Source organism: Marinimicrobium sp. LS-A18 (assembly GCF_000463525.1).
Classification (GTDB): domain Bacteria; phylum Pseudomonadota; class Gammaproteobacteria; order Pseudomonadales; family Cellvibrionaceae; genus Marinimicrobium; species Marinimicrobium koreense.
Genome location: NZ_AWEP01000003.1, coordinates 63,649 through 88,503 on the forward strand (window position 1 = coordinate 63,649; position 24,855 = coordinate 88,503).

The following is a 24,855-nucleotide window of genomic DNA, read 5'->3' on the forward strand; positions in this document are numbered from 1 at the left end:
GAAGGAGTTCTACCATGGGTAAAATCCGCCTCTACCTGACCCGACTGCTGTGTCTGTCAGCCGTCTGCATCGGCACCGCCAGTGCCGAACCCTTCGCCCAGGTTACCCTCACCGAGTGGGACGTTCCCTGGAAGCCAACCCGCCCCAGAGATCCCTGGCCCCTGAATGACCAGACCATCTGGTTTGTCGGCCAGGCGGACGATTACGCCGCCACCTTCAACCCGGACACCGAAACCTTCAAACGCTATGACCTGGAAAAGGGTACTGGCCCGCACACGGTCATCGCCAACGAAAAGGGCGCCTGGTATGCGGGCAACCGCAACCGTCATATCGGCCTGATCGACCCCGACACGGGTGACATTGAGAAGATTGAAATGCCCGGCGACGGCTACGGAGACGTGCACACCATGGCATTCACCTCCGAGGGCGATATCTGGTTCACCCTTCAAGGGGCCAACCAGATAGGCTTTCTGGATGTGAAGCAACGGGAGGTCACCCTGTTCGATGTGCCTACCCGCTCGGCGCGCCCTTACGGTCTGGTGGTCGACGCCGACGATCGCCCCTGGGCGACCCTGTTCGGCACTCATAAATTGGCCACCGTCACCACCGAAGGTCGTGTGGAGGAAATCGAGTTGCCCCGGGAATCGGCCCGCCCGCGTCGCCTGGGTATGGGTGCCGACGGGGTCGTCTGGTATGTGGACTACGCCAAAGGGTATCTCGGCCGCTATCACCCCAAGACCGGGGAAATTACCGAATGGCAGGCGCCGGGCGGGGAACAGGCCTACCCCTACGCCATGGGGACGGACCACCAGAACCGCCCCTGGTTTGTGGAGACCGGGCCCCGCCCGAACCGGTTCGTGGGCTTTGACCCCGAGACGGAAACCTTCACCGAACCGGCCGACATTGAAAGTGGCGGTATTACCGTCCGTCACATGGCGTTTGATCGGGACAAACGGGCTTTCTGGTTCGGCACCGATGCCAACACACTTGGCCGGGCCGTGATCGAGTAGCTTACTGACCGATAAGCGCCACGAAAGGCAGGATGGACAGGGTCAGGATGACCCCGATGGCAATGACCAGAGCGGTAAATCGCAGGGGGGCGGCGGCCGCTCTTTGCCAGAGCGTTGGTTGCTCGCCGGCGGCCTCCCGCTCCTCTCTCAGCGCCCGCTGCTGTTCCAGGCGGCGGGCCTGATAGTCCGCCAGCAGGGCCTTGGCCTCGGGCAGCTGCTCCGGGTGGGTCAGCCAGATGGCGGACACCCCCAACCCCCAAAAACCGGCGTGGGTTTCATAGGTGGCAAAGTCGTGATCCGCCAGAAGCTGGCGAACCTCTTGCGCCTCATCGTCAGGCACCTGATTCAGTTTAAACAGTAGTTGACCCATTGCTCAGCGCGTACGCTTCCCCCCTTTGGAACAGTGGTGATCCGGTTCTATGTGGACGCGGTTACGCCCTGCATCCTTCGCCTGATACAGTGCCTTGTCCGCCCGTGACAGCAACTGATCAAACCGTTCATCCTCAGCTTGCACCTGGGTAATACCCGCGCTGAAACTCGCCTTGAATGTCTGCAGCTCGTCGTTGAAAAATTCGGTTCCGGCAAACACCGCCCGAATATCGTCAATCAGCTCCAGCGCTTCACCGGTGTCGGTGTGGGGCAAGAGAATCAGAAATTCTTCCCCGCCCGAGCGCCCCGCGATATCCCCTTTGCGCAGGCGGTTTTTGAGCGTGGCTGCGAAAGCTTTGAGCACCTCATCGCCCATCAGGTGCCCATAGGTATCGTTGATGGACTTGAACCAGTCCAGGTCCACCTGTACCAGAGAAAACACCACTTCATGACGTCGATAATCGTCCAGTAACTCCGCCAACCGCTGCAGCAGAAAGCGCCGGTTATACAGGCCGGTCAACTCATCGGTGACCGACAACTCCAGCAGCCGGGCTTCGAGCGCCTTGCGATGACTGATGTCCACCACCATGCCATACCAGGTCACCACTTCCTGATCCAGCCACTCCCGCTCCGGAGTGGCGATGCCTTCCAGCCAGATTTCCCGGCCATCCACCACCACCCGGTATTCGCAGGTCCACTGCCCGAGGGCCCGATAGCTTTCCATAATGGATTGCTGCAGCCGCTGCGCGTCCTCCGGGTGCACCAGGTCAAACACCAGTGAGGCGTCCTGCAGAATGGCCTCGGGTTCCCGCCCGTAAAATTCCCGCACTCCTTCACTGACGTAGGGAAACTCCACCCGTCCATCGGCGTACATCCGGAAAATATAGATGACCCCGGGGATGGTCTCGGCCAGCTTGTTGAGCAATTGAGCATTGATGTGCTGCTGACTGATATCGATGTGGGTGCCCACCACCCACTCCGGATCGCCCTCCGCGGTGCGGGACATCAGGCGGCCACGGTCGTGAATCCAGACCCAGTGCCCGTCTTTGTGCCGGAGTCGCACAATGCATTCGTAGTAGGGGGTTTCACCGTCGAAGTGGCGCTGGAAGGCTTCGTTGGAACGGGCCAGATCGTCGGGATGACAGAGACGGTGCCAGATGGCGATGCTGATGGGCGCCAGCTCCCGGGAGCTGTAACCGAGCATCTCCGCCCAGCGTTCGTTGATCCGTTGCTCACCGGTGTGGGCATTCCACTCCCAAGTGCCGGCTCGGGTACCCTCGATGATGGCCTTCAGCCGGTTGAGCTGCTCGCTTGCACTTACCTGGGACACACCATGCCTCGAATTACCTCAATTAGCGCTATCTTCGCAAGCCCCGAAAGCCGTGGCAAGCACGAGCGACGCCTCCCTGCCCGTCACTGACCGGTTGAGGTATCCGCAGCCGACTCCAGAACCCCGATCCGATAGTGTTCAAGCTGACCCCAGGCGGCGGGGCTGTGGTCCCGACCATAGCCTTTGGTGGTCATGCCTTCGGTGGCTTCGCGCCCACACCAGGGCAGAATCACCGCCGGTGGCGCCGGGTGGTGCGGCAGGTAGTCGGTCAGGTCATACACCTCACCCCGGATCGCCATCCAGCAGTCATCCTGCTGATCGTGCCTGGCGACTTCTTCCAGGGTAAAGGTCTGCTGCTCCTCCTCGGCCAGCGTCACCGCCGGCACCAGCGTCCAGGTCACCAGCAAGGTCACGACCGAAGACCAGAATGCGACAAACGCCGCAAAGGCGGTTTTTTTCATGGGTTACCTCCCGCTCAGATTGTCAAAGCAAAACAAATTCTTCGGTTACCAGGCGCCCGGCGGGCACACCGCAGGCGCTCAGCGCCTCCCGAGCCCGTTCCAGCAGCGGCAGCGGTCCACAGACAAACACCGCCCGGTCAGCCACATCCGGACAGACCTGCTGGATGAAGGCCTGATTCAGCGGCCCCTCCCGATAAAAATAGTGCACGCTCAGTTGGCTGTCGGGCCAGCCCTCGAACGCGGCCTTCAGCTCGTCGGCAAAGAGGAAGCGCGTCTCGTCCTGAACACAATCGATCAGGTGAACCCGCAGTGACCGCCCCGCTCGCACCGCCTCACGTACCCGCCCGAGAAAGGGCGTGATGCCAATGCCTCCGGCGATCCACAGTTCAGGCCGGGCGGATACCGTCGAAAAAAAATCGCCGTAGGGGCCCTCCACCCAGAGCTGGGTGCCTTCGGGAATACTCAGCATGGCGTGACTGGCATCCCCCAGGTCCTTGATCGCCACCCGCAGATCCGGCTCATCCGGGGCCGAGGAGAGAGTGTAAGGGTGCTCTTCGTCGTGCCCCACATGGCCGCCCCACTCCGGCGTCAGATAAATGAATTGCCCGGCTCGATAGCCCATGTGCTGCTGCTCCGGGGCCAGCGTCAGCTCCACCACATCCCGGGCCGGGTGGCCGATTCCGGTCACCCGATAGGGGCTCCGACCCCGCCAGCGTGCATACAGCCACCGGTAGCCCAGCGCGGCAATCGCCAGCAGGGCCAAGGTCGTCCATAGCCCCCAGGCCAGCCAGCCCGGCAGGGTTCGGCTCAATAACCCGGTATGCAGCAGCGCCAGGATCACCGTAACCCCACTCAGGCGGTGCAGCCATTTCCAGCGCTGGTAATCCGGCTCGCCAAAAAAGCCGAAACTCGGTGCCATGAACGCCATCAGTGCCAGCAGCGCCACCCATCCCCAGACCGACGCCGGCTGCGTGGACAACAGGGTCCCGACCGCCGCATCCAGGGACGTGCCAGTGGCCGAGAAAGCCAGCAACAGAGGATGGGCCAGCAACAGCAGAAACGCGCTGGCGCCCAGGCGATGATGCAACTGCCACAACTTGGTCAGGCCCCCGAAGGGACGATCAAACCCCGGCACCCGACAGCACAGTGCCGCCGCCATCAACAACAGGGCCAGACCCCAGATACCGGCGAGCCGCCCCAGTGCATTCAAGCCCCCTTGGGCGTTATCGAGGCCGCCCCCAACATACGGCAGGGCCAGTAACCCCGGCAGCAGCGCCAACAACCAGACCGCGAGGTGAGCAATGAGCGGAGAGTGACCCATGAACAAACTCCTGACCCTTGTGGCCGGTAGGCTAAAAGTGGTGGCGATACCCCAGCGTGAACCAGGTGGCCGAATAGGCCGGCGTGCCCGCGCCCATCAACAGAACATTGGCCAGGGTATCCGGCGCAATGTCGCGCGCCGCGAAGTCGTTGTCCCGGTAGTGCTCCCGCTCCAGGGCCAGACGCACCGAATGACGTTCGGCCCAGTGGTAACGGGCGCTCACTTCCCCCCGGGCATACCGGGTGCGCACCTCCGGCAAAGGCGCGCCGAGCAGCCCCTCGCCCACCGTGGGCCGATAGCGCCCCTCGGACAGAGAACGACTCAGGTGAACGGACAGGTCCAGCACCCCGCTCGCCCGCCACTCCCCCCAGCGGGGCTGAAGGCCCGTCCAGTCGAGGTTGACCCCGGCACTGGTGTGTTCATCCCTCGCTTCGAGCGCCCAGTTCCGAGCCGGGTCATCGACATCCGTCGGCACATTGCCCCGGAACGAGCGTCCGCTCTGGTCACTGAGGTAGCGCTCGCGTCCGACAAAGCCCGACAACCGCATCCGGTCGGAGGGCGTCCAGGTCACATCCAGGTTCGTCGATATCATGTCCGAGGCGCTCAAACCGAAGTAGCCCGACGGGTAATCATCCCGGTGATCGGCCAGCAACAGCCCGACCGAAACCCGCTGGTGCGGATACCAATCCGCGCGCAACCGCCACTGGTCACGGTCGCGATCCGCCAGATAGTACTTGCGCAACAGCGGGTGATTTTCAAAGTCATCGGCATCGATGGCGCCTGGGAGGTAGGTATCGAGCAACGGCTGATTACCGATGTAGCGCTCGGCCCGCCGCTCCAGCCGGTGGTAGTCCAGCGCCACGGCCCAGGATTCCGATGAGGTGCTGCGCACCCCCACATTGACGCCCTGCTCCCGGGATTCGGCCACCTCGGAGTAGTCCCGCTCAAGCTCATCGCGGGACAGTCCCCCGTACCATTGCAGTCCCCGGCTCTGGCGATATTGCCACTCCAGTGACGCCTCCTGGTGGGTGCGACTGTATGGCCGGTTCAGCCGGGCCGCCAGCGGCTCCACCTGATTGGCCGCATCGCCTCGAACCCGTTGGTAGGCGTGGATCGGGGTCTGGTTATCGCGCTCCCGATAGCCCAGGCGGCCGATCAGGTGGACCTTTTGATTCGGGCGATGGGTCATTCGCAGCACGACCCGCTGCGTATCGACCTGCCCGTCCAGAGAACCGCTCGGCAAGGGCTCTGGCGCCACCATGTCACCATTGACGGTGTAGGGCAGAAACGCCTGATCCTGAGAGTGTCGGCCGAAAGCGGCATCCAGCATCAGCCGGGTATCGGAGGTGAGCGTCCAGTGGCCACTGCCGCGCACCTGGTGCGCCTGATTGTCAGGCTCGCGGGCCAGTTGGTTGCGGCCCTCGGGATAGGCGGTGCCCGGCCCCCACTGCGGGTGCGGACCAAACGGGGTCGGCCAGTTCAGGCTCTGGTAGCCATTGTCGAAAAATGAGCCCAGATAGCTGAGCTGCCAGCGCGAACGCACCCCGGTGTGGCTCACCCCCAACTGGGCGGTATGGGTTTCGCGGTCGATGGGCGCGGCGAACAGTATCGCCCGCACATTGCCGCCGGTGGCACCGGTTGCCCCACCCAGTGGCTGGTTCCCCTGCACCTGGTCACGCCGAAAATCAACGGTCAACGTCCATTCCGGAGCGAGGGCCCGCCAGTAATCCAGTTTGAGCGTGCGCCGCTCCTGCCAGAGGTCGACGCTCTCAAGTCGCTCACTGAGCCCGCTCATGCCGCTTGTGGTGTTGTCGTTACTCTGCCAACCGCCAGGCAAGCGGTAGCGGTTCCCCTCCCGACTCAGCGGTGTCAGGCCGGTGCCGGCGCCATCGCTGGGCAGCCGTTGATAGTGCAAGTGCAGCCCCTGCTCGTCAGCGGATTCCAGGAGCAACTCCAGATCCGTTCGTGGCCCGGGCGTACGCCCTCCCTCTTCGCCACTGATCATCGCGCCCACGGACAGCTCCAGAGTCCCCTCGAGTTCCGCCGCGGCAACCGGCCGCACCATCCCCGACGACGCCAGCATCGACACGGCCAGGGCCGAAAGTGCGCCGGCGAACCGGCCCCTATGTGTTTGAGGTGTGCGGTTCATGGGTCACCTCAACGAGTCAGGCCGGAGCCCGAGGGATGGTTGGAGCCGTGAACCTGACTGTGGCAGTTGGCACAGTCCTTCCCAAGCAAGTTACTGGAAGCGCCGTTGGGTGGCACTCCCATGCCGGTTTCGGCACTGCTGGGATGGAAAGCCGCCATATGACACTGCTGGCACAACCAGGGCGTGCGTGCCTGCAACAGCGCCCGGTGGTTGGAACCATGGGGTTTATGGCAGTGACCGCAGTCCTCGGTGACCGGCGCATGCTCCCAGAGAAAGGGTCCCCGGGTTTCGGCATGACACTGGTAACACTGATCGTTCACCGTCGCCTGAATCAGCTCGGCGGGACCGGGACCACCGTGCGGGGCGTGGCAATCGGTACAGTGCATCTGGCCATTGCGCAGCGGATGCCCGAAGGGCCGGTGCATATCGGCCCGAACGTCGGTATGACACTCCATACACACCTGGGTCTGGCCCCGCACCCGGCTCTGCGGTGTCGGCTTGGCCAGATCCTGGTGGCAGGCGACACAGGAAACCTCGGCTCGGTGGTGCGCACTGCCGGACCAGAGCAGCCCCAGTGAGTCCTCTTTGTGGCAGGCAGCGCACACCGCCGGGTCATCGGGCAGGTTGGCGTGCACGTTATAGGCGCTGTCCTGCGCCCAGCCAACCGATGCCCAAGCGAGCCATATAATCCCCAACAGGACGGTTCCGATCTTTTGATGGTGCATGGCTGCGCTCCTTACAAGAACCCTGTTGCCCGCCCGGCTAAAGGGTGAGAATGGATCGGTACTCGGCCACCTCGACCGCGTAATCGCCATGATCCTGTAAATACAGGCGCTGGCAGTCGGCCGCTTCCGGCTCACCGTGAATCAGCTGAATCGGTGTTTTCGCCTTGAGCCGGGAGTCCTTCAACCACTGTCCCAGTTCCCGGAAGTCCGCGTGACCGGACAGCCCATGCAGCACATCCAGCTGCGCTTTACGTGGAATATAGGCGCCGTGAATCTTGACCGTTTCTCCCCCCGCAATCAGATGTGCTCCGCGGGTACCACCCGCCTGGTGGCCGCTCAACAGGAGCGTGTTGCGGTGATTCGGCAGCAGCCGCTTCATGTGATGCAGAATGCGACCGCCGCTCATCATGCCACTGCCGGCGATGATGATATGCGGGTACGACAGGTCGGCCAGCGCCTTGGACTCATCGACACTGTGAGTATAGGTCACCAGCTCCGCCATACGGGCACAGTCGGCGTCGCTCAGCCGGTGTTGGTCAGCGTACTGGTGGTAAATGGCGGACACGTCGATGGCCATCGGGCTGTCGAGGAACACCGGCAGCGTGGGGATGCGTCGCTCATCCATCAGCCTGGCCAGCATATGCTGCAGCAACTGGGCCCGCCCCACGGCAAAGCTGGGAATCATCAGCACCCCGCCGCGATTGACCGTGGCGTTGACGATGTCCGCAAGCTGATTCCAGGGGTCGCTGTCCGGGTGCGGACGATCACCATAGGTGGATTCAAGCAACAGCAGGTCCAGCGCCGGCAAGGGTTTCGGGGGATACATCAGAATATCGTGGGGCCGACCCACATCGCCGGAAAACCCGATCCGCTTGCCTTCCGCCTCCACGATGATGCTGGCCGCCCCGAGAATATGTCCGGCGGGCTGAAAGGTAATGGACAGGTCCCCGAGCTGCAGGGCCTGATTGAAATGCACGGGCTCAAACAGCTTCAGGCTGTCTTCGGCGGTACGCTGGTCGTACAGGGGCTCGGGATGATCGTGCTTGCTCAGCTTGTGACGGGAGAAAAACCGGGCGTCCTCTTCCTGGATGTGACCGCTATCGGGCAGCAGAATGCCGCACAGCGCCCGGGTGGCCGCGTGGGTGTACACCGGCCCGCGATACCCCTGCTGATACAGCCGCGGAATGTAGCCGGAGTGGTCCAGGTGCGCGTGGGTCAGGAGCACCGCGTCCAGGGTGTTCAGATCCACCGGCAGGCTTTGCCAGTTGCGCCGACGCAACCATTTGTAGCCCTGAAACAGGCCACAGTCGATCAACACCCGGGTTCGACCGGTCTCCAGCAGGAACTTGGAGCCGGTCACCGTTTCCGTACCGCCGAGAAAGACTATCTTCACACGCACCCCCGAGCTTCTGCCGTGGCACTGCAGTGGTTCTGATAGCCAGCATAGACACAGGCCGGGCACCCCGTATTGACCTGAATCAACCCGGGAGGCCAAAAAGGAAATTGCCCCTCAAAGCTTGCGCCCTCGAGGCAACTTGCTTACATTATAGTCCACACAACAATTAGTGATTTAAGCGCCACTCCTCAGGGACAGGTTCCTGCACCCGGGCCACCGGCCCCAGTGCCCAGCGCATAACATCAATAACAATCGCCCTGTAGCAACCCAAACCGATTGCCGCAGTTCACTCACCCAGACTCGGTTTCCGATCATGAAAACACGCATGAACAGACGAGAAATCTTACGTTACACCGCCTGGCTGACCGGCACCTCTGTGGCCGCACCGCTGGCCTCGGCGGTACTGACCGGCTGCTCCGAAGCACCCCCGGGGGATGCCGCCCCCAGCGCCACACCGGCCGACGGCCAACTGCTTCACTTTTTCAGCCCCAAGGCTTTCGGCCTGATCACCGAAATCGCCGATACCCTGCTGCCGCGCACCGACAGCCCCTCGGCCAGCGACGTCGGGGTACCGCAAACGCTGGACACCATGCTCGGCAAGGTCCTCGAACAGGGGTACGTGGAACAGTTCCAACGGCTCTGGACCGACCTGGAGACCGCCCTCACCCAGGCCAACTTTGCCAGCCAGAGCCAGGCCGAACGCGAAGCACTTCTCAGCCAACTGGAAACCAGCACGGACGCCGCTCAAGCCAGCGCCCGCGATGCCATGGTAATGCTGAAGCAACAGGTGGTGATCTATTACCTCACCAGCGAAACCATTGGCGAGCAGTACCTGAACTACCTTCCCATCCCCGGCGAGTACAAACCCTGTATCTCGGTGGACGACGTTGATAACAAGAAGTGGGCAATCTGATCATGGCAACGACTGAATTCGACGCAATTGTGATTGGCTCCGGCATCAGCGGCGGTTACGCCGCCATGGAGCTGTGCAAAAAAGGCTACAAAACGCTGGTGCTGGAACGTGGCCGCGATGTGCAACACGGCGAATACCCCACCGCCCACGACGATGTGTGGGACCTTCCCCACCGCGACAAGGTGCCCCGGGACGAAATTGCCGAGCACTACCCCAAGCAGAACCGTCTCAACTGGTGGGTCACCCAGGCCAACAAGCACTGGATCAACAAAGACGACGAATACCCTTATCAGGAAGACCAGCGTTTTGACTGGATTCGCGGGCATCACGTCGGGGGCCGCTCGATCATGTGGGGCCGTCATTGCTATCGCTGGAGCGACATTGACTTTGAAGCCAACAAAAAAGAAGGCATCGCCATCGACTGGCCGATTCGCTACAAGGACATCGAGCCCTGGTACGACTATGTGGAACCCTTTGTGGGTATTGCCGGCCAGGCCGAAGGCCTGAAACAGGTACCCGATGGCAAATTCCTCAAACCCTTCCCGCTCAACTGCGCTGAGCAGCACCTGCGCGAAACCGTCGCCCAGAAATATCCGTTCCGGGTGGTGACTCCAGGCCGGGTAGCGAACCTGTCCGAGTACAACCCGGACGTTCACCTCGGCAAGCGTGGCCAGTGTATGTCCCGGGATCGCTGCTGGCGCGGCTGCCCCTTCGGCGCTTACTTCAGCAGCCAGTCCGCCACCCTGCCCGTGGCCGAAGCGACCGGCAACCTGAGCATTCGCCCGCACAGTATCGTCAAGGAAATTGTGTACGATGCCGACTCCGGGCGCGCCACCGGCGTGCGTCTGATCGATGCCCAGAGCAAAGAAGAGCTGGAAATTTCCGCACGGATCATTTTCTGCAACGCCAGCACCGTGGGCACCACCGCCATCCTGCTCAACAGCCGCTCCGACGCCTTCCCCAATGGCTTGGGCAACCGCAGCGGCGAGCTGGGCCACAACATCATGGATCACCACTACGGCATGGGCGCCGCCGGCGTTCTGCCCGCACTGGAAAACGAATACTACTCCGGTCGCAAACCCGGTGGCTTCTACATTCCCCGCTTTACCAACCTGGATGAAGAAACCCGGCGGGAAGATTATGTGCGCGGTTTCAGTTATCAGGGCTCAGCACAACGGGCTGAAAATATTCCGGTGGGCGCGGTCGGCTCATCCCTGAAAGAGGCGGTGTTCAAACCCGGCACCTGGACCATCCGCATGACCTGTTTCGGCGAGATGCTGCCCTATCATGAAAACCGGATGTACCTGGATCACAGCAAGACCGATCAGTACGGAATGCCGCTGATCACCTTTGATGCCCAACTTCGGGACAATGAAATGAAGCTGCGCCAGGACGGCGTGAAAAGCGCGGTGCAAATGCTGGAAGCGGCGGGCTGTACCGACATCACCTGGTACAACAGCGCCACCGCGCCCGGCGCCTGCATCCATGAAATGGGCACCGCGCGCATGGGCCACGACCCGGAAACCAGCGTGCTCAATAAATGGAACCAGATGCACGATGTCCCCAATGTGTTTGTGACCGACGGTTCCTGCATGACCAGCTCCGGCACCCAGAACCCGAGCATCACCTACATGGCGCTGACCGCTCGGGCCGTAGACTATGCTCACAAACAGATTCAGGCCGGCGAGCTGTAAGCTCACCCGGTTCTGGCCCACACACCCACTGCGGGCAGCCTTGCGGGTTGCCCGATTTTTTTGAGGTAATAACCATGAAAGCTTTCTTGCGCACCCTGTCCCTGATCACTCTGGCGACCACGGCCAGCGCCCCGACACTGGCCGACTCCGAGCGAGTGTTCGAGCTGCGGACCTACACCACCCATGAAGGCAAACTGCCCGACTTGCACGCCCGCTTCGAAAACCACACCCGCTGGTTGTTCGAAAAACACGGCATGAGGAACATCGCCTACTGGACACCCACCGATGAAGCCCTGGCCGACAACACCCTGACCTATATCCTGGTGCACGAAAGCCGGGAAGCGGCCGAGGCAAGCTGGAAGGCGTTTTCCAACGACCCCGAGTGGCAGGCGGTTTACCAGAAGTCCCGAGAGAATGGACCACTGGTCAAACACATCGACTCCACTTTCATGAAGCCCACCGACTACTCGCGGATTCGCTAAACCCATTAAAACAGCAAGGACTCTATACCGTAGCGCTCCAGCAGGTATACGTACTCGTCGGTGTCCCGAAAGCGCTGCACGGCCCGGGTAAAGTCAGCGGCCAGTTTATGGGCATCCTCGCGTTGACGTGAAATGGCGATGTAAATGGGGCCCCGGAATACCGGCGGCTCCATGAACTCGATCTGATTCCGCACCCCCAGCCGCTCGGCGTGCAGTTCAATGGCCGGCTTGTTGCCCAGGGCATAGTCCACCCGGCCACCGAGCAGCACTTTGATCAACTGCTCCTCATCATTGACCCGCAGCTTTTTGAACGCGGTATCGTCTTCAAGCGCCTCGCCATAGTAGTAAGCGCGAATTCCCCCGAGCTGAAACTCGCGCAACCAGTTGATATCGGACGAATCCAGAGGCTCATCCCCGGCGCGGCGAAACACCGATACGGTTTCAAAGGCGTGGGGAATGGAGGTGAAGGTGACGCCCGGGGCGCGCTTGGAGGTGTTGAACAGGGTGCAGGCAATATCGGCCCGTCCGTCACCGACATGCTGCAACAGCCGGCTGAACGGATAGCGCCGGTACTCGAGCTTATACCCCAACTGCTGGGCCACCCGTTCACACACATCGACGGAAATGCCTCGCCACTGGCTGGTCTGATCGTCAAAATAATAGAACGGCGGGTAGTCCTTTTCGGCTACCGCCGCCACCAACGTGGTCCCGCTGGCCGCACAACTGATGCACACCAGCAAAACCGTCAGCACAATACGCCTCATGGAGGATCTCCATCCTTTTTGGAGGAACAGCCAGAAAAAGTATAGCACCGAATAGTCGCCCCTTGACCTTCCAGTGATTGGAAGGTTTAGAGTGGCCCTATTCCCTACTACGGAGGCGTTTATGACATCCTCGAATGAAATTGATCTGCACATCAGCGGGATGAGTTGTGCATCCTGCGTCGGCCGGGTTGAAAAAGCCCTCAATGCCGTGGAAGGCGTCACCGAAGCCAACGTCAACCTGGCCACGGAAACCGCTCAGGTGAAGGGCAGCGCCAAGGCCGATACGTTGATCGACGCCGTACGCCAGGCCGGCTACCAGGCCGAACCCGCACGCTCCGACCAGACCGATCAGTTGGCGGAAGAGCGGGCTCAGGAGGCCCTGCGTCTCAAACGCTCTCTGTGGTTTGCGGCGGCGTTGACGCTGCCGGTGTTTGTGATGGAAATGGGCGGCCACCTCTTTCCGGCATTGCACCACGCCATCAACGACAGTATCGGTCAGCAGGCCAACTGGTTGATCCAGTTCACCCTGGCCACCCTGGTGCTGTTCGGGCCCGGCCTGCGCTTTTTCCGGCTCGGTGTGCCGGCTCTGGCACGGCTGGCGCCGGATATGAATTCACTGGTGGCCCTGGGCACCACCGCTGCCTGGGGCTACTCGGTGGTGGCCACCTTTGTGCCCGAGGTACTGCCTGACAATGCGGTCAACGTCTATTACGAGGCCTCGGCGGTCATCGTCACCCTGATTCTGCTCGGCCGGTTTATGGAAGCCCGGGCCAAGGGCCGCACCAACCAGGCCATCAGCCGCCTGGTGAGCCTGCAGGCCAAAAGTGCGCGGGTGCTGCGCGACGGGCAAGAGGTCGAGGTGGCGCCCGAAGAGATACAGCTTGGGGAGACCATTGTGGTCCGCCCCGGCGAGAAAATTCCCCTCGACGGTGAGCTGGTCGACGGACATTCCTATGTGGACGAATCCATGCTCACCGGCGAAGCCATTCCCGTGGAAAAATCCACTGGGGACACGGTGGTGGGCGGCACCCTCAATAAAACCGGCAGCTTCTCCTTCAAGGTCACCAAAACCGGGGAGGATACCCTGCTGGCCCAGATCATTCATATGGTCGAAAGCGCCCAGGGTTCCAAACTGCCGATCCAGACCCTGGTCAATAGAATCACCCTTTGGTTTGTGCCCGCAGTAATGGCTGCGGCTCTGGTGACTCTGGTGGTCTGGCTGGTATTCGGCCCCGAACCGGCCCTCACCTTTGCGCTGGTCAACGCGGTGGCGGTGCTGATCATCGCCTGCCCCTGCGCCATGGGGCTGGCCACACCCACGTCCATCATGGTGGCCACCGGCCGGGCGGCGGAAATGGGTATCCTGTTTCGCCACGGTGAAGCCCTGCAGGCACTGCGGGGCATGGACGCCATTGCCTTTGACAAAACCGGCACCCTGACCCGGGGCCAACCGGAGCTGACCGACCTGGTTCCCGCCAAGGGTTTTGAGCGCTCGGAGTTGCTCACCTGGGCAGCGGCACTGGAAAAACGCTCCGAGCACCCCATTGCCGAGGCGATACTCAAGGCGGCGGAGCAGGAAGGTCTGACGCTTCCGGAGGCCAAGGGGTTCGACTCATTGACCGGCTATGGTGTGAAGGCCACCATCGAGGGGCGGGAGGTCGCCATCGGCGCGCTGCGGCTTCTGCAGGAGTACAGCCAGGGCGACAATCCGTTTGAAGCCGAGGCCGACACCCTGGCCAACGAGGGAAAGACCCCGCTTTATCTGTTGGTGGACAGCAAACCGGCCGCCCTGCTCGCCGTGGCCGACACCGTAAAAGACACAACGCCGGCGGCCATCGACTTTCTGCACCGGGAAGGCTTCAAAGTGGTCATGATGACCGGCGACAACCAGCACACCGCCCGGGCCATCGCCGATCAGCTCAAGATTGATGAAGTGGTGGCCGATGTGCTGCCCGACGGCAAGGTCGAGGCGCTGAAAAAGTTGCAGGACGAGGGCCTGAAGGTGGCCTTTGTGGGCGACGGCATCAACGACGCCCCCGCTCTCGCACAAGCCGATATCGGTATCGCCATGGGCACGGGGACCGACGTCGCCATCGAAAGCGCCGATGTGGTGCTGGTCAAAGGCGATCTGGTCGGAGCGGCCAACGCCATTGCCGTCTCTCGCGCCGCCCTGCGCAACATCAAGCAGAACCTGTTCTGGGCCTTCGCCTACAACACCGCGCTGATTCCGGTGGCCGCCGGGCTGCTCTACCCGGCCTTCGGCTTGCTGCTGTCGCCGGTGTTCGCGGCGGGCGCCATGGCATTGTCGAGCGTGTTTGTGCTGGGTAATGCCCTGCGCCTGAAACGCTTTCAGGCGGTCATCCAATCCGGCCCCGACGCCGTACGATGAAGTGAGCGCCAAGCGTTTCAATTGGGCGCTCATAAGCCTACACTGGTTTGCGAAAAGGCTTGCGAGAGTCCTTTAGCTGACGAGTATTCACCGTTTTACTAAGGAGTAGGTTATGCAAGTTCGAGACTTGATCCCGGGCCAGGCCCGGAAGAAATCCAACCCCAGCGCGATGGAACACCTGTCTGAACGCTCGGCCGAACTCACCGATGAATTCAAGTCATTTGTGGGTGATATGGAAGCCATGCTCAAGAACAGCGCATCGCTGCAGGGGGAAGAGCTGGCCCGCGCCCGCCAGGCGCTGGAGGAGCGCGTCCACAAAGCCAAAGGTGTGGTTGACGAAAAAGGCAATCGCCTGGCGCAGTACACCAAAGAAAACCTGCATCAGGCTGGTGACTACGCCCGGACGCACCCCTGGACGGTCACCGGTGCGACCCTGGCGCTCGGAGTTGCGGTCGGGCTGTTGATCTTCAAGCGTAAATAAGGCGGTGACCGGACACACCAGTGGTCTGCCTACGAACTGGCGACCCACTGGTTGCGTCCCCGGTCCTTGGCCCGGTACAGGCAGTCGTCGGCGGCCACGATAAGATCATCCGGGGTATCAACACTGATCAGGTCCGAAGTCACCACCCCGACACTCAGTGTCACCACCCCGTCAGTAGCGGTGTGTTCGTGCGGGATCCCCGAAGCCTGCATGGACGCCAAAATACGCTCCGCAACACGTCGAGCGCCGGCACTGTCGGTTTCGGGAAGCAACACCAGAAACTCATCGCCTCCATAGCGAACCCCCAGATCCATCGTACGGTGACTGGCACTGCGGATGGCATCGGCCACGGCCACCAGGCATTTGTCACCCGCCAGATGACCATAACGATCGTTGTACTCCTTGAAGTGATCGATATCGACCATCAACAACGACAGCACGCCGCCGGTGCGCTTGATCCGCGCCAGTTCGCTGACCACCACCTTATCAAAGCGACGGCGATTGGCCAGCCCGGTCAGGGGGTCGGTGAGTGAAAGCGCCTGCAACTCCCGCATTGCCTGTCGCAGCTCTGCGGTGCGCCGCTCGATTTTCTCTTCCAGCTGTTCATTCAGTTCTTTGAGCTCACGCTCGGTTTCCACAAAGCGGGTAAGCTCCTTGGACGTGCCCCAGATATGGGTCACCACCCCGCGATCATCGCGCATCGGAACCAGAATGGTTTCAAACAACCGCTGACGGCCGTCGAGCACCGGCTTCTGCTCTGTAACCACGGTGCTGCCCAGGGCCACACAGCGCCGGTAGCCTTCAATGATTTCCTCGGCGCCCTCCCAACCGGCCAGCAAGTCCCGGAATCGGGCGCCGGGCACCTGTCTGGGCTCCAGAGCTCGGGCCGCCTCATTGGCGTTGACGATTTCAAAGTCGTCATCAAGCACCTTCGCAATCCAGAAGGGATCGCGAGCGTGATGCCAGAGCGCCTCAAAAAACTGCAGCAGCGCCTGTTGGTCCAGAGCAGCGTGAAAGTCGGTCATATCCGGATACTAGCGCAAAGCGCCCAAAGATGCAGCATCAGGCGCCAAAGTGGCCTATCGGCGTCCCCGCATGGCTTACGTAAAGATTGGTAAGCGCCGTCCGCCCCGCAACAAGACAAACCATCCGCTCGCCTGTTAGCGTCGTATCTACCACTTTAACTTACCCGAAAAGGAGTCTGTTTGATGTCCAAGGTTCTTGTTCTTTACTACAGCATGTATGGCCACATCGAAACCCTGGCTCACGCCATCGCCGAGGGAGCCAGGCAGGTGGATGGGGTGGAAGTCACCCTGAAACGTGTGCCGGAAACCATGCCTGAGGATGTGGCCCGCAATGCCGGCGCCAAGCTCGACCAGGATGCGCCAGTGGCCAGTCCGGAAGAGCTCGATCAGTACGATGCCATCATCTTCGGCACCCCCACGCGCTTTGGCAACATGTGTGGTCAGATGCGCAATTTCCTGGATCAGACCGGCGGACTCTGGGCGCAAGGCAAACTGGTCGGAAAAGTGGGCAGTGTATTTACCTCCACTGCCAGCCAGCACGGCGGTCAGGAAACCACCATCACCTCGTTCCACACCACCCTGTTGCACCACGGCATGATCATTGTGGGTGTACCTTATGCCGTACCCGCACTGACCAATATGGACGAAGTCAGCGGCGGCACGCCCTACGGCGCCAGCACCCTGGCCGGTGCCGATGGCAGCCGCCAACCGACCGAAAACGAGCTGACCATCGCCCGCTATCAGGGTGAGCATGTGGCGAAAATTGCCATCAAGCAGAGCGCGTAAAACCCTTGCGCCAATAAAAAAGCCCGCGCTATTCGCGCGGGCTTTTTTGTACTCGTCGTACTGAGTGCTACTCGGCGCTGGTTGGCACTCTCAGCAGCGCATCCACTGCCGGCTTGGGCGAATAATCCCGGTTGAACAGCAAGGGGTAGTTGATGCGGTTCTCGATGGGATAACCGTTTTTCCAGGACATATCATCGGTCACGCCCCAGAGGGTAACCCGGTCGATTTTATCCCGCTTGCGATAAAACAGTTCGAACAGTTCCCGCCAGCGCTCGGTCAGTTGCTGCTGTACATCATCCGGCAAGCCGTCCGCGTAGGGGTTCAGGTACTCCACAAATTCTTCATTCTGATATTGTGGATGAAGCATGCCGGTACCGATGATCTGGCCCTCACGAGTGAGCGGCAGCACATCGATGTCCATCTCGGTAATCATCACTTTCACACCCAGCTCGGCGTAGGCATCAATGGCCTGCTCGATGTATTCCATTTTCGGGTAATTCAAGCCCCAGTGTGCCTGGATGCCGACGCCGTCAATGCGAATACCGGCGTCCTGCAACATTTTTACCATACGCACAATACCGTCGCGCTTGGCCGGACGCCAGGCATTGAAGTCGTTGTAATAGAGCTCGGTATCCGGTGCGTACTCGCTGGCGTACTGGAAGGCTAGTTTCACCAGCTCATCGCCACTGCCAATGCTGTTAACCCAGGTGGTGGGACGGTAGGAGCCATCGTCCGCGATCACTTCATTGACCACATCCCAGGCGTGCACCTTGCCGGCATAACGCCCGGCGACCACCTCGATGTGCTGACGCATACGCTCTTTCTGCTGCTCGGGGGTGTTGGGCTCGCCGTCTTCATTGTGAAAGAACCAGGCCGGTGTCTGATTGTGCCAGACCAGGGTGTGCCCCACGGTAAACAGGTCGTTTTCCCGCCCGAATTCAACAAACGCATCGGCGGGCCCAAAGCGGTACACGCCGGGTTCCGGGTTGATCTCCTCGGCCTTCATGGCGTTTTCCAGAGTCACGGTATTGAAGTGGTTCAACACGATGTCCCGGGACTGGGGGTCATCGCCGGCGGCGATTCCCGCATTGATCGCCACGCCCACTTTGAAGGCATCGGCATAAGCCGCCTTGAGCGTCTCGGCGGCGGGCTCCACGTCATTCTGGCTCTGGTAGGGGGATTGCTGGCAGGCGGACAGCAGTGCTGCCGCGGCAAGTATCAAAACAGGTTTCATAACAGTCATACCCTGGTTTTATCATGTTGGATGGCGCTGGCGCGCCGGGCAGCCTGACAGGCCGCTCGACAAATCACTAAGAGTCACAACAACTATATCAAACTCTGCGCCGCCTGTCGGCCCGATTTCTGATCTGGCGCAAGGCCTGGCCCTCCCACAACGACTAGACTGATAACAACGACCCTTTCAGGAACATCTCACGCCAGGAGCTGAGCCATGACGCCGACAGAAGCCATCGTATGGTTTGAGCAGATCACCCTGGAGGACATCGGCCGGGTTGGCGGCAAGAACGCCAGCCTGGGCGAGATGACCCGGTCGCTTCGGTCCGCCGGCGTCCCCATTCCCCCGGGGTTTGCCATTACCGCCCAGGTGTACCGGGATTTCATCGAGGCGAACCAACTGACCGGGCGGATCGCCGAACAACTGGCGGCGCTGAAACATGAGCAGCAAAGTCTGGCCGATACCGGGGCAGCCATTCGGGCACTGATTCTCGGCGGGGAGTTCACCACCGGGCAACGAAATGCTATTGAGGACGCCTACCAGCGGCTTTGCGACCGACTGCAAAAGCCCGACGCCCCGGTCGCCGTGCGCAGCTCCGCTACGGCTGAGGACCTGCCGGAGGCCAGTTTCGCCGGTCAGCAGGAAAGCTTTCTCAACGTCCGGGGGCTGGATGGGTTACTGGAAAGCAGCCGGGCCTGTCTGGCCTCCCTGTACACCGACCGCGCCATCGCCTACCGGGAGCAGCACGGCTTTGCCCACGAGCAGGTGGCGCTTTCGGTGGGTGTGCAACAGATGGTGCGCTCGGACCTCGGCTGCGCCGGCGTTCTGTTTACCCTGGATACCGAAAGCGGCTTCCCCGATGTGGTGCTGATCAACGGCGCCTGGGGACTGGGCGAGTCGGTGGTCAAGGGCAGCGTCAACCCGGACCGGTTTATGGTTTACAAGCCGCTGCTGGAACGTGAATTTCAACCCATCATAGAGCGCACTTGCGGGAGCAAAGCGGAAAAGATGCTCTATGCCGACTCGGCCGACGAACCCGGTAAAACCACGCGCACGGTTGCCACCAGCGAAACCGAACGCCAGCGTCTGGTGTTGAACGATGAGGACATTCTCACCCTGGCCCGTTGGGGGATACAGATCGAACAGCACTACCAGCGCGCCATGGATATCGAATGGGCGCGGGACGGTGATACCGGACAGCTTTATATTGTCCAGGCGCGCCCGGAAACCATCGAGTCACAAAAAGACCGCGCGGTCTTCTCCAGCTATAAACTGAAGGAACAGGGCACTGTCCTGGTGGAAGGCGCCAGTGTCGGCAGCGCCATCGCCACCGGCCCGGTATGCAAGCTGGACCGACACGACCAGAGCGAGCAGTTCCCGAAAGGCGCCATTCTGGTCACCGACCGGACCGACCCGGACTGGGTACCGATCATGCGCCGCGCGGCAGGCGTCATCACCAACAGCGGCGGTGCCACCAGTCACGCAGCCATTGTCAGCCGGGAGCTGAAGGTGCCCGCCATCGTCGGTACCGGCAACGCCACGGAGCGTCTGACCGAAGGAGCGGAAGTCACGTTGGACTGCTCCCAAGGCGCCCAGGGCAAGGTGTACGAAGGTAAGCTGGCCTTTGAGGTAAAGCAGATTCGGGTGGACGAAGTGGTGCCCACCCGCACCGATCTGATGATCAATGTCGCCATGCCCGACGGCGCGCTGTACTGGTGGCAGCTGCCGACCCGGGGAATCGGCCTGGCCCGGATCGAGTTCATCATCTCCAGCCAGATTGGTGTTCACCCCATGGCCCTTTTGCACCCGGAGCGGGTCACCCCGATTGAAACCCTGGACACCATCGCCGCCTTGACTCAGCGCTACGCCACCCCGAGTGAGTACTTTGTCGATCAGTTGGCCACCGGCATTGGCAAAATTGCCGCCTCCTGTTACCCCCACCCGGCCATCGTGCGTTTTTCAGACCTCAAGTCGAACGAATACCGGGGGCTGATTGGTGGTGAAGACTTCGAACTGGAAGAGGACAACCCCATGCTCGGGTTGCGCGGCGCCTCGCGCTACTATCACGAGCGCTACCGGGAAGCCTTTCAGCTTGAGTGCCAGGCATTGAAGCGCGCCCGGGAGGTCATGGGCTTTGACAATATCATCGCCATGATTCCCTTCTGCCGCACACCGGCCGAGGCGGATCAGGTGCTGGCGGTGATGGCCGACGCCGGGCTCAAACGCGGCGAGAACGGCCTTCAGGTTTACGTGATGTGTGAGATTCCCTCGAACGTCATTCTCGCCGAGCAGTTTGCCCAGCGGTTCGACGGCTTCTCTATCGGCAGCAACGATCTGACCCAACTGGTGCTCGGCATCGATCGGGATTCACAAGCCCTGCGTCCGCTGTTCGATGCCCGGGACGAGGCCGTCAAACGACTGATCGCCCAGGTCATTCGGGTCGCTCACGAACACCATCGCAAGGTCGGCATCTGCGGCCAGGCTCCGTCCGACCATCCCGATTTTGCCGCGTTTCTGGTGGAATGCGGCATTGATTCCATTTCCCTCAACCCGGATTCCATCATCCGGGCCAGCCAACATATTGCCCAAGCGGAGAAACAATGAAAGTTGCCGTATTCAGCAGCAAACCTTACGACAAAGCGTTTCTGACCAGTGCCAATCAGGGGCGCCACGAGCTGGTGTTTCACGAAGCCGCGCTCAACGCCGCCAGCGCGCTTCTCGCCCAGGACTGCACCGCCGTCTGTTGTTTCGTCAACGACCAGTTGGGCGCGGACGTGTTGGAGATTCTGGCAAAGCAGGGCGTAAAACTCATTGCCATGCGCTGCGCCGGGTACAACCAGATTGATCTGGACGCCGCCCGGACCCTGGGAATCACCCTGACCCGGGTGCCGGAGTATTCTCCCCATGCCATTGCCGAACACACACTCGCCCTGATTCTGATGCTGAACCGGCAACTGCATCGGGCGCACTACCGTGTTCATGAAAACGACTACTCACTTGACGGCCTGCTCGGCTTCGACCTGTTCGGCAAAACGGTCGGGGTGATCGGCACCGGTAAAATCGGCGCTACCTTTGCGCGGATCATGCTCGGGCTGGGCTGCCGGGTGATCGCCTACGACCCATTTCCCGACGAGGCGCTGCAAACCGCCGGCGTGGATTACGTGGCACTCGACGCCCTCTGGTCGCAGTCCGACATCATCTCCCTGCACTGCCCGCTGACCCCGGACAACCATCACCTGATCAACGCCGATGCCCTGCTAAAAATGAAACCGGGGGTGATGCTGATCAATACCGGTCGCGGCGGCCTGCTCGATACCAAAGCGGTGATTGCCGGACTGAAATCCCGACAGGTGGGTTACCTGGGGCTGGACGTGTATGAAGAGGAAAGCGATCTGTTTTTTGAAGATCACTCCAGCCAACTGTTGCAGGATGATGTGTTTGCCCGACTGCTGACATTCCCCAACGTCGTGATCACCGGACACCAGGCGTTCTTCACCCGCGAGGCACTGGCCGCCATTGCAGACACCACCCTGAAGAACCTCACCGGATTCGAACAGCAAGACCGGTCCCTGATGCACTTGATCGAGTCACCGTGAATGACCGCCATGGACACCCGCAACGCCACAACGCCTCCGCCCTCGTCGGACGGAGAGCCGGTGCACGCGCTCAGCGCCGAACAGACGCTGGAGCAACTCGACAGCACCCCAAACGGATTGAGCACCGATGATGCCCGACAGCGACTGACACAGTGGGGGCCGAATGCCCTGCCCACCCAACCGCCAACACCGGGCTGGAAGCGCTGGCTGCGGCAATTTCACAATCTCTTCATTTACGTTCTGCTGGTCAGCGGGTTGATCAGTCTGTTTCTCGGTCATTGGGTGGATGCCGGCGTTATTACCGGGGTGGTATTGATCAATGCCACCATCGGTTTTGTGCAGGAGGGCAAAGCCGAGCAGGCCCTGCGCGCCATTCTGTCCATGAGCCGAAGCCAGTGCCTGGTGCTGCGTGACGGGGGGACTCTCACGCTCGACAGCGAAGCACTGGTACCGGGTGATGTGGTACTGCTGCAAGCCGGTGACAAAGTCCCCGCCGATATCCGTCTGTTGGAAAGTAAAAGCATCCGCTGTGACGAAGCGTTACTCACTGGTGAATCCCAGGCCGTTGATAAAGTCACCGCACCGGTAAGCGCCGAAGCGCCCCTGGCGGAACGGCTCAATATGGCCTATATGGGCACCCTGATCACCTACGGCAGCGGTCGCGGTGTGGTTACTCAGACCGGCTCACACACCGAGATTGGCACCATCAACCGGATGGTTCAGGGCGTGACCTTGAGTTCGACGCCGCTGCAGCGCCAACTGCAACGCTTCGCCGGACAAATGACCCTGGCCATTCTGTTGATCACCGTCGCCACCGTTGTTCTGGGTGCGCTGCTGCATAACCAGAGCCTGGCCACGCTGTTTCAGGGCGCGATCGGTATTGCCGTTGCGGCCATTCCCGAAGGCCTGCCCGCCGTGGTCACCATCACCCTCGCGCTCGGGGTGGAGCGCATGGCCCGCAAACGCTCACTGATGCGGCGCCTGCCCGCGGTGGAAGTGCTCGGTTCGGTGGACGTGATCTGTTCGGATAAAACCGGCACCCTCACCGCCAATGCCATGACCGCGCGTGCGCTGGTCACCAGCACCCACCGGTACACGGTAAGCGGCGAGGGCTACACGCCGGAAGGCGATATCAAGGCGGAGCCTCACTCCTCGGGCGACAGTGCCGGCAGTGACTCCGTTACCACCGCCTCCCGCATCGCCCTGTTGTGCAACGATGCCAACCTGACCGAGGAGCAGGGCGAGTGGCAGTTGCACGGCGACCCCACCGAGGGTGCTCTGCTGGTATTGGCAATGAAACACGGGTTGGAGGCCAATCAGTGTCGACGCAAATGGCCGCGCATTGACAGTCTCCCGTTCGAAACCGAAAAACGCTATATGGCCGTGTTGCATGACCACCCCGACGGCGACCGGGAAATGGCGATCAAGGGCGCGCCCGATCGGCTGTTAGAGCTGTGCCGCGAGCAGCTCGGTCCGAATGGCCCGGAACCCCTGGACCGGGATTACTGGCACCGCCAGATGGAGCAGCTCGCCTCGAAAGGGATGCGGGTCATGGCTCTGGCTCGCAAACCGATGGACAGCGAACAGACCGAGCTGCATCACCACCATATGGAAAGCGGTCTGGTCATGGTGGCGCTGGTCGGCATCAGCGATCCGCCCCGCCCCGAAGCTGTCGAGGCAATCGCCCAGTGTCACGCGGCCGGTATTCGGGTTCTGATGATTACCGGCGACAATCCGGTAACCGCCGCCGCCATCGGCCGCGAGCTGGGCCTGAACGGTGAGCGGGTGGTTACCGGAGCGGAGCTCGACCGGATGAATGATGCCGAGCGCACCGCCGTGGTCGATCAGGTCGATCTGTTCGCCCGCACCAGTCCGGCCAACAAACTGCAACTGGTGGAATCACTGCAAGCCCGGGGGCATACCGTGGCCATGACCGGCGACGGCGTCAACGACGCCCCCGCCCTGCGCTCCTCTGACATTGGCATCGCCATGGGCCAGAAAGGCACCGATGCCGCCAAGGAGGCCGCCGACTTCGTACTGACCGATGACAACTTTGCCACCATTACGCATGCCGTAGCAGAAGGGCGCACTGTGTACGACAATATTGTGAAGGCCATTGCGTTCATCCTGCCCACCAATCTGGCCCAGGCCGTCGTCATCGTGCTCGCCATTCTGTTCGGTTGGCTGTTGCCGATTACACCGGTGCAGATTCTATGGGTCAATATGGTCACTGCGGTCACTCTCGCACTGGCCATGGCTTTCGAGCAGAGCGAAGCCAACATCATGCAGCGCCCGCCCCGCCCCCGTAACCAGGGCCTGATTACCGGCACGCTGCTCTACCGGATCCTGCTGGTCGGTGGTCTTGGCGCGCTCACGGTATTCACCCTGTTTGAGTGGCAGATGTCGGCCTCGGGAGACGAGGCTCTGGCACGCTCCGTTGCGGTCAATGCTCTGGTATTGTTTGAAATATTCTATTTACTGAGTGCGCGTACCCTGAACGATTCCCTGTGGCACCGTCGCTATTGGCAGGGGTTACGCCCGACACTGGTGGCCATTGCACTGGTGCTGTTGTTTCAGGGGGTGTTTACCTATTGGCCGATCAGTCAACGTATTTTTGATGTCGGCGCTTTGAGTGTGAGTCATTGGCTGGTACTGGTGCTGTCGACCAGTCCGATTCTATTGATCGTCGAGTTGGAAAAGTTTCTGACCCGACACCTGCGCGGACACTGA

Annotated in this window: 20 protein-coding genes; 10 read left to right on the plus strand and 10 right to left on the minus strand. The window is 61.3% G+C overall.

Annotation, left to right across the window (positions count from 1 at the left end):
- Positions 1 to 14 precede the first annotated feature (14 nt).
- Entirely contained in the window at positions 15 to 1,010 is a 996-nt protein-coding gene (locus tag N645_RS0106595; RefSeq protein ID WP_024460713.1) for a lyase, read from the plus strand.
- 1 nt (position 1,011) lies between these two features.
- On the opposite strand, the gene N645_RS0106600 is transcribed toward N645_RS0106595, so the two are convergent.
- From N645_RS0106600 to N645_RS0106630, 7 genes are all read right to left on the minus strand, one after another.
- On the minus strand, positions 1,012 to 1,380 hold the full coding sequence (locus N645_RS0106600) for a DUF6164 family protein (RefSeq protein ID WP_024460714.1): 369 nt from the start codon (positions 1,378 to 1,380) through the stop codon (positions 1,012 to 1,014).
- Between the two features lie 3 nt (positions 1,381 to 1,383).
- Positions 1,384 to 2,709, minus strand: coding sequence for a sensor domain-containing diguanylate cyclase (locus tag N645_RS0106605; protein WP_024460715.1), 1,326 nt, complete (start codon positions 2,707 to 2,709; stop codon positions 1,384 to 1,386).
- An 83-nt stretch (positions 2,710 to 2,792) separates the two neighbouring features.
- The gene (locus N645_RS0106610; RefSeq protein WP_024460716.1) at positions 2,793 to 3,170 is read right to left on the minus strand and encodes a cytochrome b5-like heme/steroid binding domain-containing protein; all 378 of its coding nucleotides are present in this window, start codon (positions 3,168 to 3,170) and stop codon (positions 2,793 to 2,795) included.
- A 22-nt stretch (positions 3,171 to 3,192) separates the two neighbouring features.
- Entirely contained in the window at positions 3,193 to 4,491 is a 1,299-nt protein-coding gene (locus N645_RS0106615) for a ferric reductase-like transmembrane domain-containing protein (protein ID WP_024460717.1), read from the minus strand.
- Between the two features lie 31 nt (positions 4,492 to 4,522).
- A complete protein-coding gene (locus N645_RS0106620; protein ID WP_081665943.1) occupies positions 4,523 to 6,640 on the minus strand; it encodes an MtrB/PioB family decaheme-associated outer membrane protein in 2,118 nt (705 codons plus the stop codon).
- Between the two features lie 8 nt (positions 6,641 to 6,648).
- The gene (locus N645_RS0106625) at positions 6,649 to 7,365 is read right to left on the minus strand and encodes a DmsE family decaheme c-type cytochrome (protein WP_024460719.1); all 717 of its coding nucleotides are present in this window, start codon (positions 7,363 to 7,365) and stop codon (positions 6,649 to 6,651) included.
- 37 nt (positions 7,366 to 7,402) lie between these two features.
- Positions 7,403 to 8,758, minus strand: coding sequence for an MBL fold metallo-hydrolase (locus N645_RS0106630; RefSeq protein ID WP_024460720.1), 1,356 nt, complete (start codon positions 8,756 to 8,758; stop codon positions 7,403 to 7,405).
- A gap of 328 nt (positions 8,759 to 9,086) precedes the next feature.
- On the opposite strand from N645_RS0106630, the gene N645_RS0106635 reads away from it, so the two are divergent.
- The 3 genes from N645_RS0106635 to N645_RS0106645 all read left to right on the plus strand — a co-directional run bounded on the left by N645_RS0106635 (position 9,087) and on the right by N645_RS0106645 (position 11,850).
- Positions 9,087 to 9,674 carry a gluconate 2-dehydrogenase subunit 3 family protein gene (locus N645_RS0106635; RefSeq protein WP_024460721.1) on the plus strand — a complete coding sequence of 196 codons (588 nt, stop codon included), beginning with the start codon at positions 9,087 to 9,089 and terminating at the stop codon, positions 9,672 to 9,674.
- Between the two features lie 2 nt (positions 9,675 to 9,676).
- Entirely contained in the window at positions 9,677 to 11,368 is a 1,692-nt protein-coding gene (locus N645_RS0106640) for a GMC oxidoreductase (protein ID WP_024460722.1), read from the plus strand.
- A 74-nt stretch (positions 11,369 to 11,442) separates the two neighbouring features.
- Entirely contained in the window at positions 11,443 to 11,850 is a 408-nt protein-coding gene (locus tag N645_RS0106645; protein ID WP_024460723.1) for an NIPSNAP family protein, read from the plus strand.
- A 5-nt stretch (positions 11,851 to 11,855) separates the two neighbouring features.
- Here N645_RS0106645 and N645_RS0106650 read toward each other — a convergent pair whose 3' ends face one another.
- A complete protein-coding gene (locus N645_RS0106650; protein WP_024460724.1) occupies positions 11,856 to 12,614 on the minus strand; it encodes an ABC transporter substrate-binding protein in 759 nt (252 codons plus the stop codon).
- A gap of 121 nt (positions 12,615 to 12,735) precedes the next feature.
- On the opposite strand from N645_RS0106650, the gene N645_RS0106655 reads away from it, so the two are divergent.
- Positions 12,736 to 15,003 (plus strand): heavy metal translocating P-type ATPase, encoded by a 2,268-nt coding sequence (locus tag N645_RS0106655; protein WP_024460725.1) that lies wholly within the window; start codon positions 12,736 to 12,738, stop codon positions 15,001 to 15,003.
- Positions 15,004 to 15,115: 112 nt separating this feature from the next.
- A complete protein-coding gene (locus N645_RS0106660; protein ID WP_024460726.1) occupies positions 15,116 to 15,484 on the plus strand; it encodes a YqjD family protein in 369 nt (122 codons plus the stop codon).
- A 29-nt stretch (positions 15,485 to 15,513) separates the two neighbouring features.
- On the opposite strand, the gene N645_RS16695 is transcribed toward N645_RS0106660, so the two are convergent.
- Entirely contained in the window at positions 15,514 to 16,509 is a 996-nt protein-coding gene (locus N645_RS16695) for a sensor domain-containing diguanylate cyclase (protein WP_024460727.1), read from the minus strand.
- 183 nt (positions 16,510 to 16,692) lie between these two features.
- Between N645_RS16695 and wrbA the strand changes: the two genes are divergently transcribed.
- On the plus strand, positions 16,693 to 17,295 hold the full coding sequence (gene wrbA / locus N645_RS0106670) for an NAD(P)H:quinone oxidoreductase (RefSeq protein ID WP_024460728.1): 603 nt from the start codon (positions 16,693 to 16,695) through the stop codon (positions 17,293 to 17,295).
- A 67-nt stretch (positions 17,296 to 17,362) separates the two neighbouring features.
- Here the strand turns inward: wrbA and N645_RS0106675 are convergent, their stop codons facing one another.
- Positions 17,363 to 18,529, minus strand: a complete 1,167-nt coding sequence (locus tag N645_RS0106675; RefSeq protein WP_024460729.1) for an endo-1,4-beta-xylanase — start codon at positions 18,527 to 18,529, stop codon at positions 17,363 to 17,365.
- A 216-nt stretch (positions 18,530 to 18,745) separates the two neighbouring features.
- Here N645_RS0106675 and ppsA point away from each other — a divergent pair, with 216 nt between their 5' ends.
- From ppsA to N645_RS0106690, 3 genes are read left to right on the plus strand one after another with little or no spacing between them, the layout of a single operon-like run.
- Positions 18,746 to 21,133, plus strand: coding sequence for a phosphoenolpyruvate synthase (ppsA, locus tag N645_RS0106680; RefSeq protein WP_024460730.1), 2,388 nt, complete (start codon positions 18,746 to 18,748; stop codon positions 21,131 to 21,133).
- Positions 21,130 to 22,125, plus strand: coding sequence for a 2-hydroxyacid dehydrogenase (locus N645_RS0106685; RefSeq protein WP_024460731.1), 996 nt, complete (start codon positions 21,130 to 21,132; stop codon positions 22,123 to 22,125). The genes ppsA and N645_RS0106685 overlap by 4 nt, the downstream gene beginning before the upstream one ends.
- Positions 22,126 to 24,855, plus strand: coding sequence for an HAD-IC family P-type ATPase (locus tag N645_RS0106690; RefSeq protein WP_024460732.1), 2,730 nt, complete (start codon positions 22,126 to 22,128; stop codon positions 24,853 to 24,855). It begins immediately after the preceding gene.

What these genes read in the sequence shown, in the direction of transcription:
- N645_RS0106610 (WP_024460716.1), bottom strand. Translation starts at nt 3,170, where the DNA reads ATGAAAAAAACCGCCTTTGCGGCGTTTGTCGCATTCTGGTCTTCGGTC.
- N645_RS0106675 (WP_024460729.1), bottom strand. Translation starts at nt 18,529, where the DNA reads ATGAAACCTGTTTTGATACTTGCCGCGGCAGCACTGCTGTCCGCCTGC.
- N645_RS0106635 (WP_024460721.1), top strand. Translation starts at nt 9,087, where the DNA reads ATGAACAGACGAGAAATCTTACGTTACACCGCCTGGCTGACCGGCACC.
- N645_RS0106645 (WP_024460723.1), top strand. Translation starts at nt 11,443, where the DNA reads ATGAAAGCTTTCTTGCGCACCCTGTCCCTGATCACTCTGGCGACCACG.
- wrbA (WP_024460728.1), top strand. Translation starts at nt 16,693, where the DNA reads ATGTCCAAGGTTCTTGTTCTTTACTACAGCATGTATGGCCACATCGAA.
- N645_RS0106620 (WP_081665943.1), bottom strand. Translation starts at nt 6,640, where the DNA reads ATGAACCGCACACCTCAAACACATAGGGGCCGGTTCGCCGGCGCACTT.
- N645_RS0106660 (WP_024460726.1), top strand. Translation starts at nt 15,116, where the DNA reads ATGCAAGTTCGAGACTTGATCCCGGGCCAGGCCCGGAAGAAATCCAAC.
- N645_RS0106640 (WP_024460722.1), top strand. Translation starts at nt 9,677, where the DNA reads ATGGCAACGACTGAATTCGACGCAATTGTGATTGGCTCCGGCATCAGC.
- N645_RS0106655 (WP_024460725.1), top strand. Translation starts at nt 12,736, where the DNA reads ATGACATCCTCGAATGAAATTGATCTGCACATCAGCGGGATGAGTTGT.
- N645_RS16695 (WP_024460727.1), bottom strand. Translation starts at nt 16,509, where the DNA reads ATGACCGACTTTCACGCTGCTCTGGACCAACAGGCGCTGCTGCAGTTT.
- N645_RS0106625 (WP_024460719.1), bottom strand. Translation starts at nt 7,365, where the DNA reads ATGCACCATCAAAAGATCGGAACCGTCCTGTTGGGGATTATATGGCTC.
- N645_RS0106650 (WP_024460724.1), bottom strand. Translation starts at nt 12,614, where the DNA reads ATGAGGCGTATTGTGCTGACGGTTTTGCTGGTGTGCATCAGTTGTGCG.
- N645_RS0106615 (WP_024460717.1), bottom strand. Translation starts at nt 4,491, where the DNA reads ATGGGTCACTCTCCGCTCATTGCTCACCTCGCGGTCTGGTTGTTGGCG.
- N645_RS0106685 (WP_024460731.1), top strand. Translation starts at nt 21,130, where the DNA reads ATGAAAGTTGCCGTATTCAGCAGCAAACCTTACGACAAAGCGTTTCTG.
- N645_RS0106690 (WP_024460732.1), top strand. Translation starts at nt 22,126, where the DNA reads ATGACCGCCATGGACACCCGCAACGCCACAACGCCTCCGCCCTCGTCG.
- N645_RS0106600 (WP_024460714.1), bottom strand. Translation starts at nt 1,380, where the DNA reads ATGGGTCAACTACTGTTTAAACTGAATCAGGTGCCTGACGATGAGGCG.
- ppsA (WP_024460730.1), top strand. Translation starts at nt 18,746, where the DNA reads ATGACGCCGACAGAAGCCATCGTATGGTTTGAGCAGATCACCCTGGAG.
- N645_RS0106595 (WP_024460713.1), top strand. Translation starts at nt 15, where the DNA reads ATGGGTAAAATCCGCCTCTACCTGACCCGACTGCTGTGTCTGTCAGCC.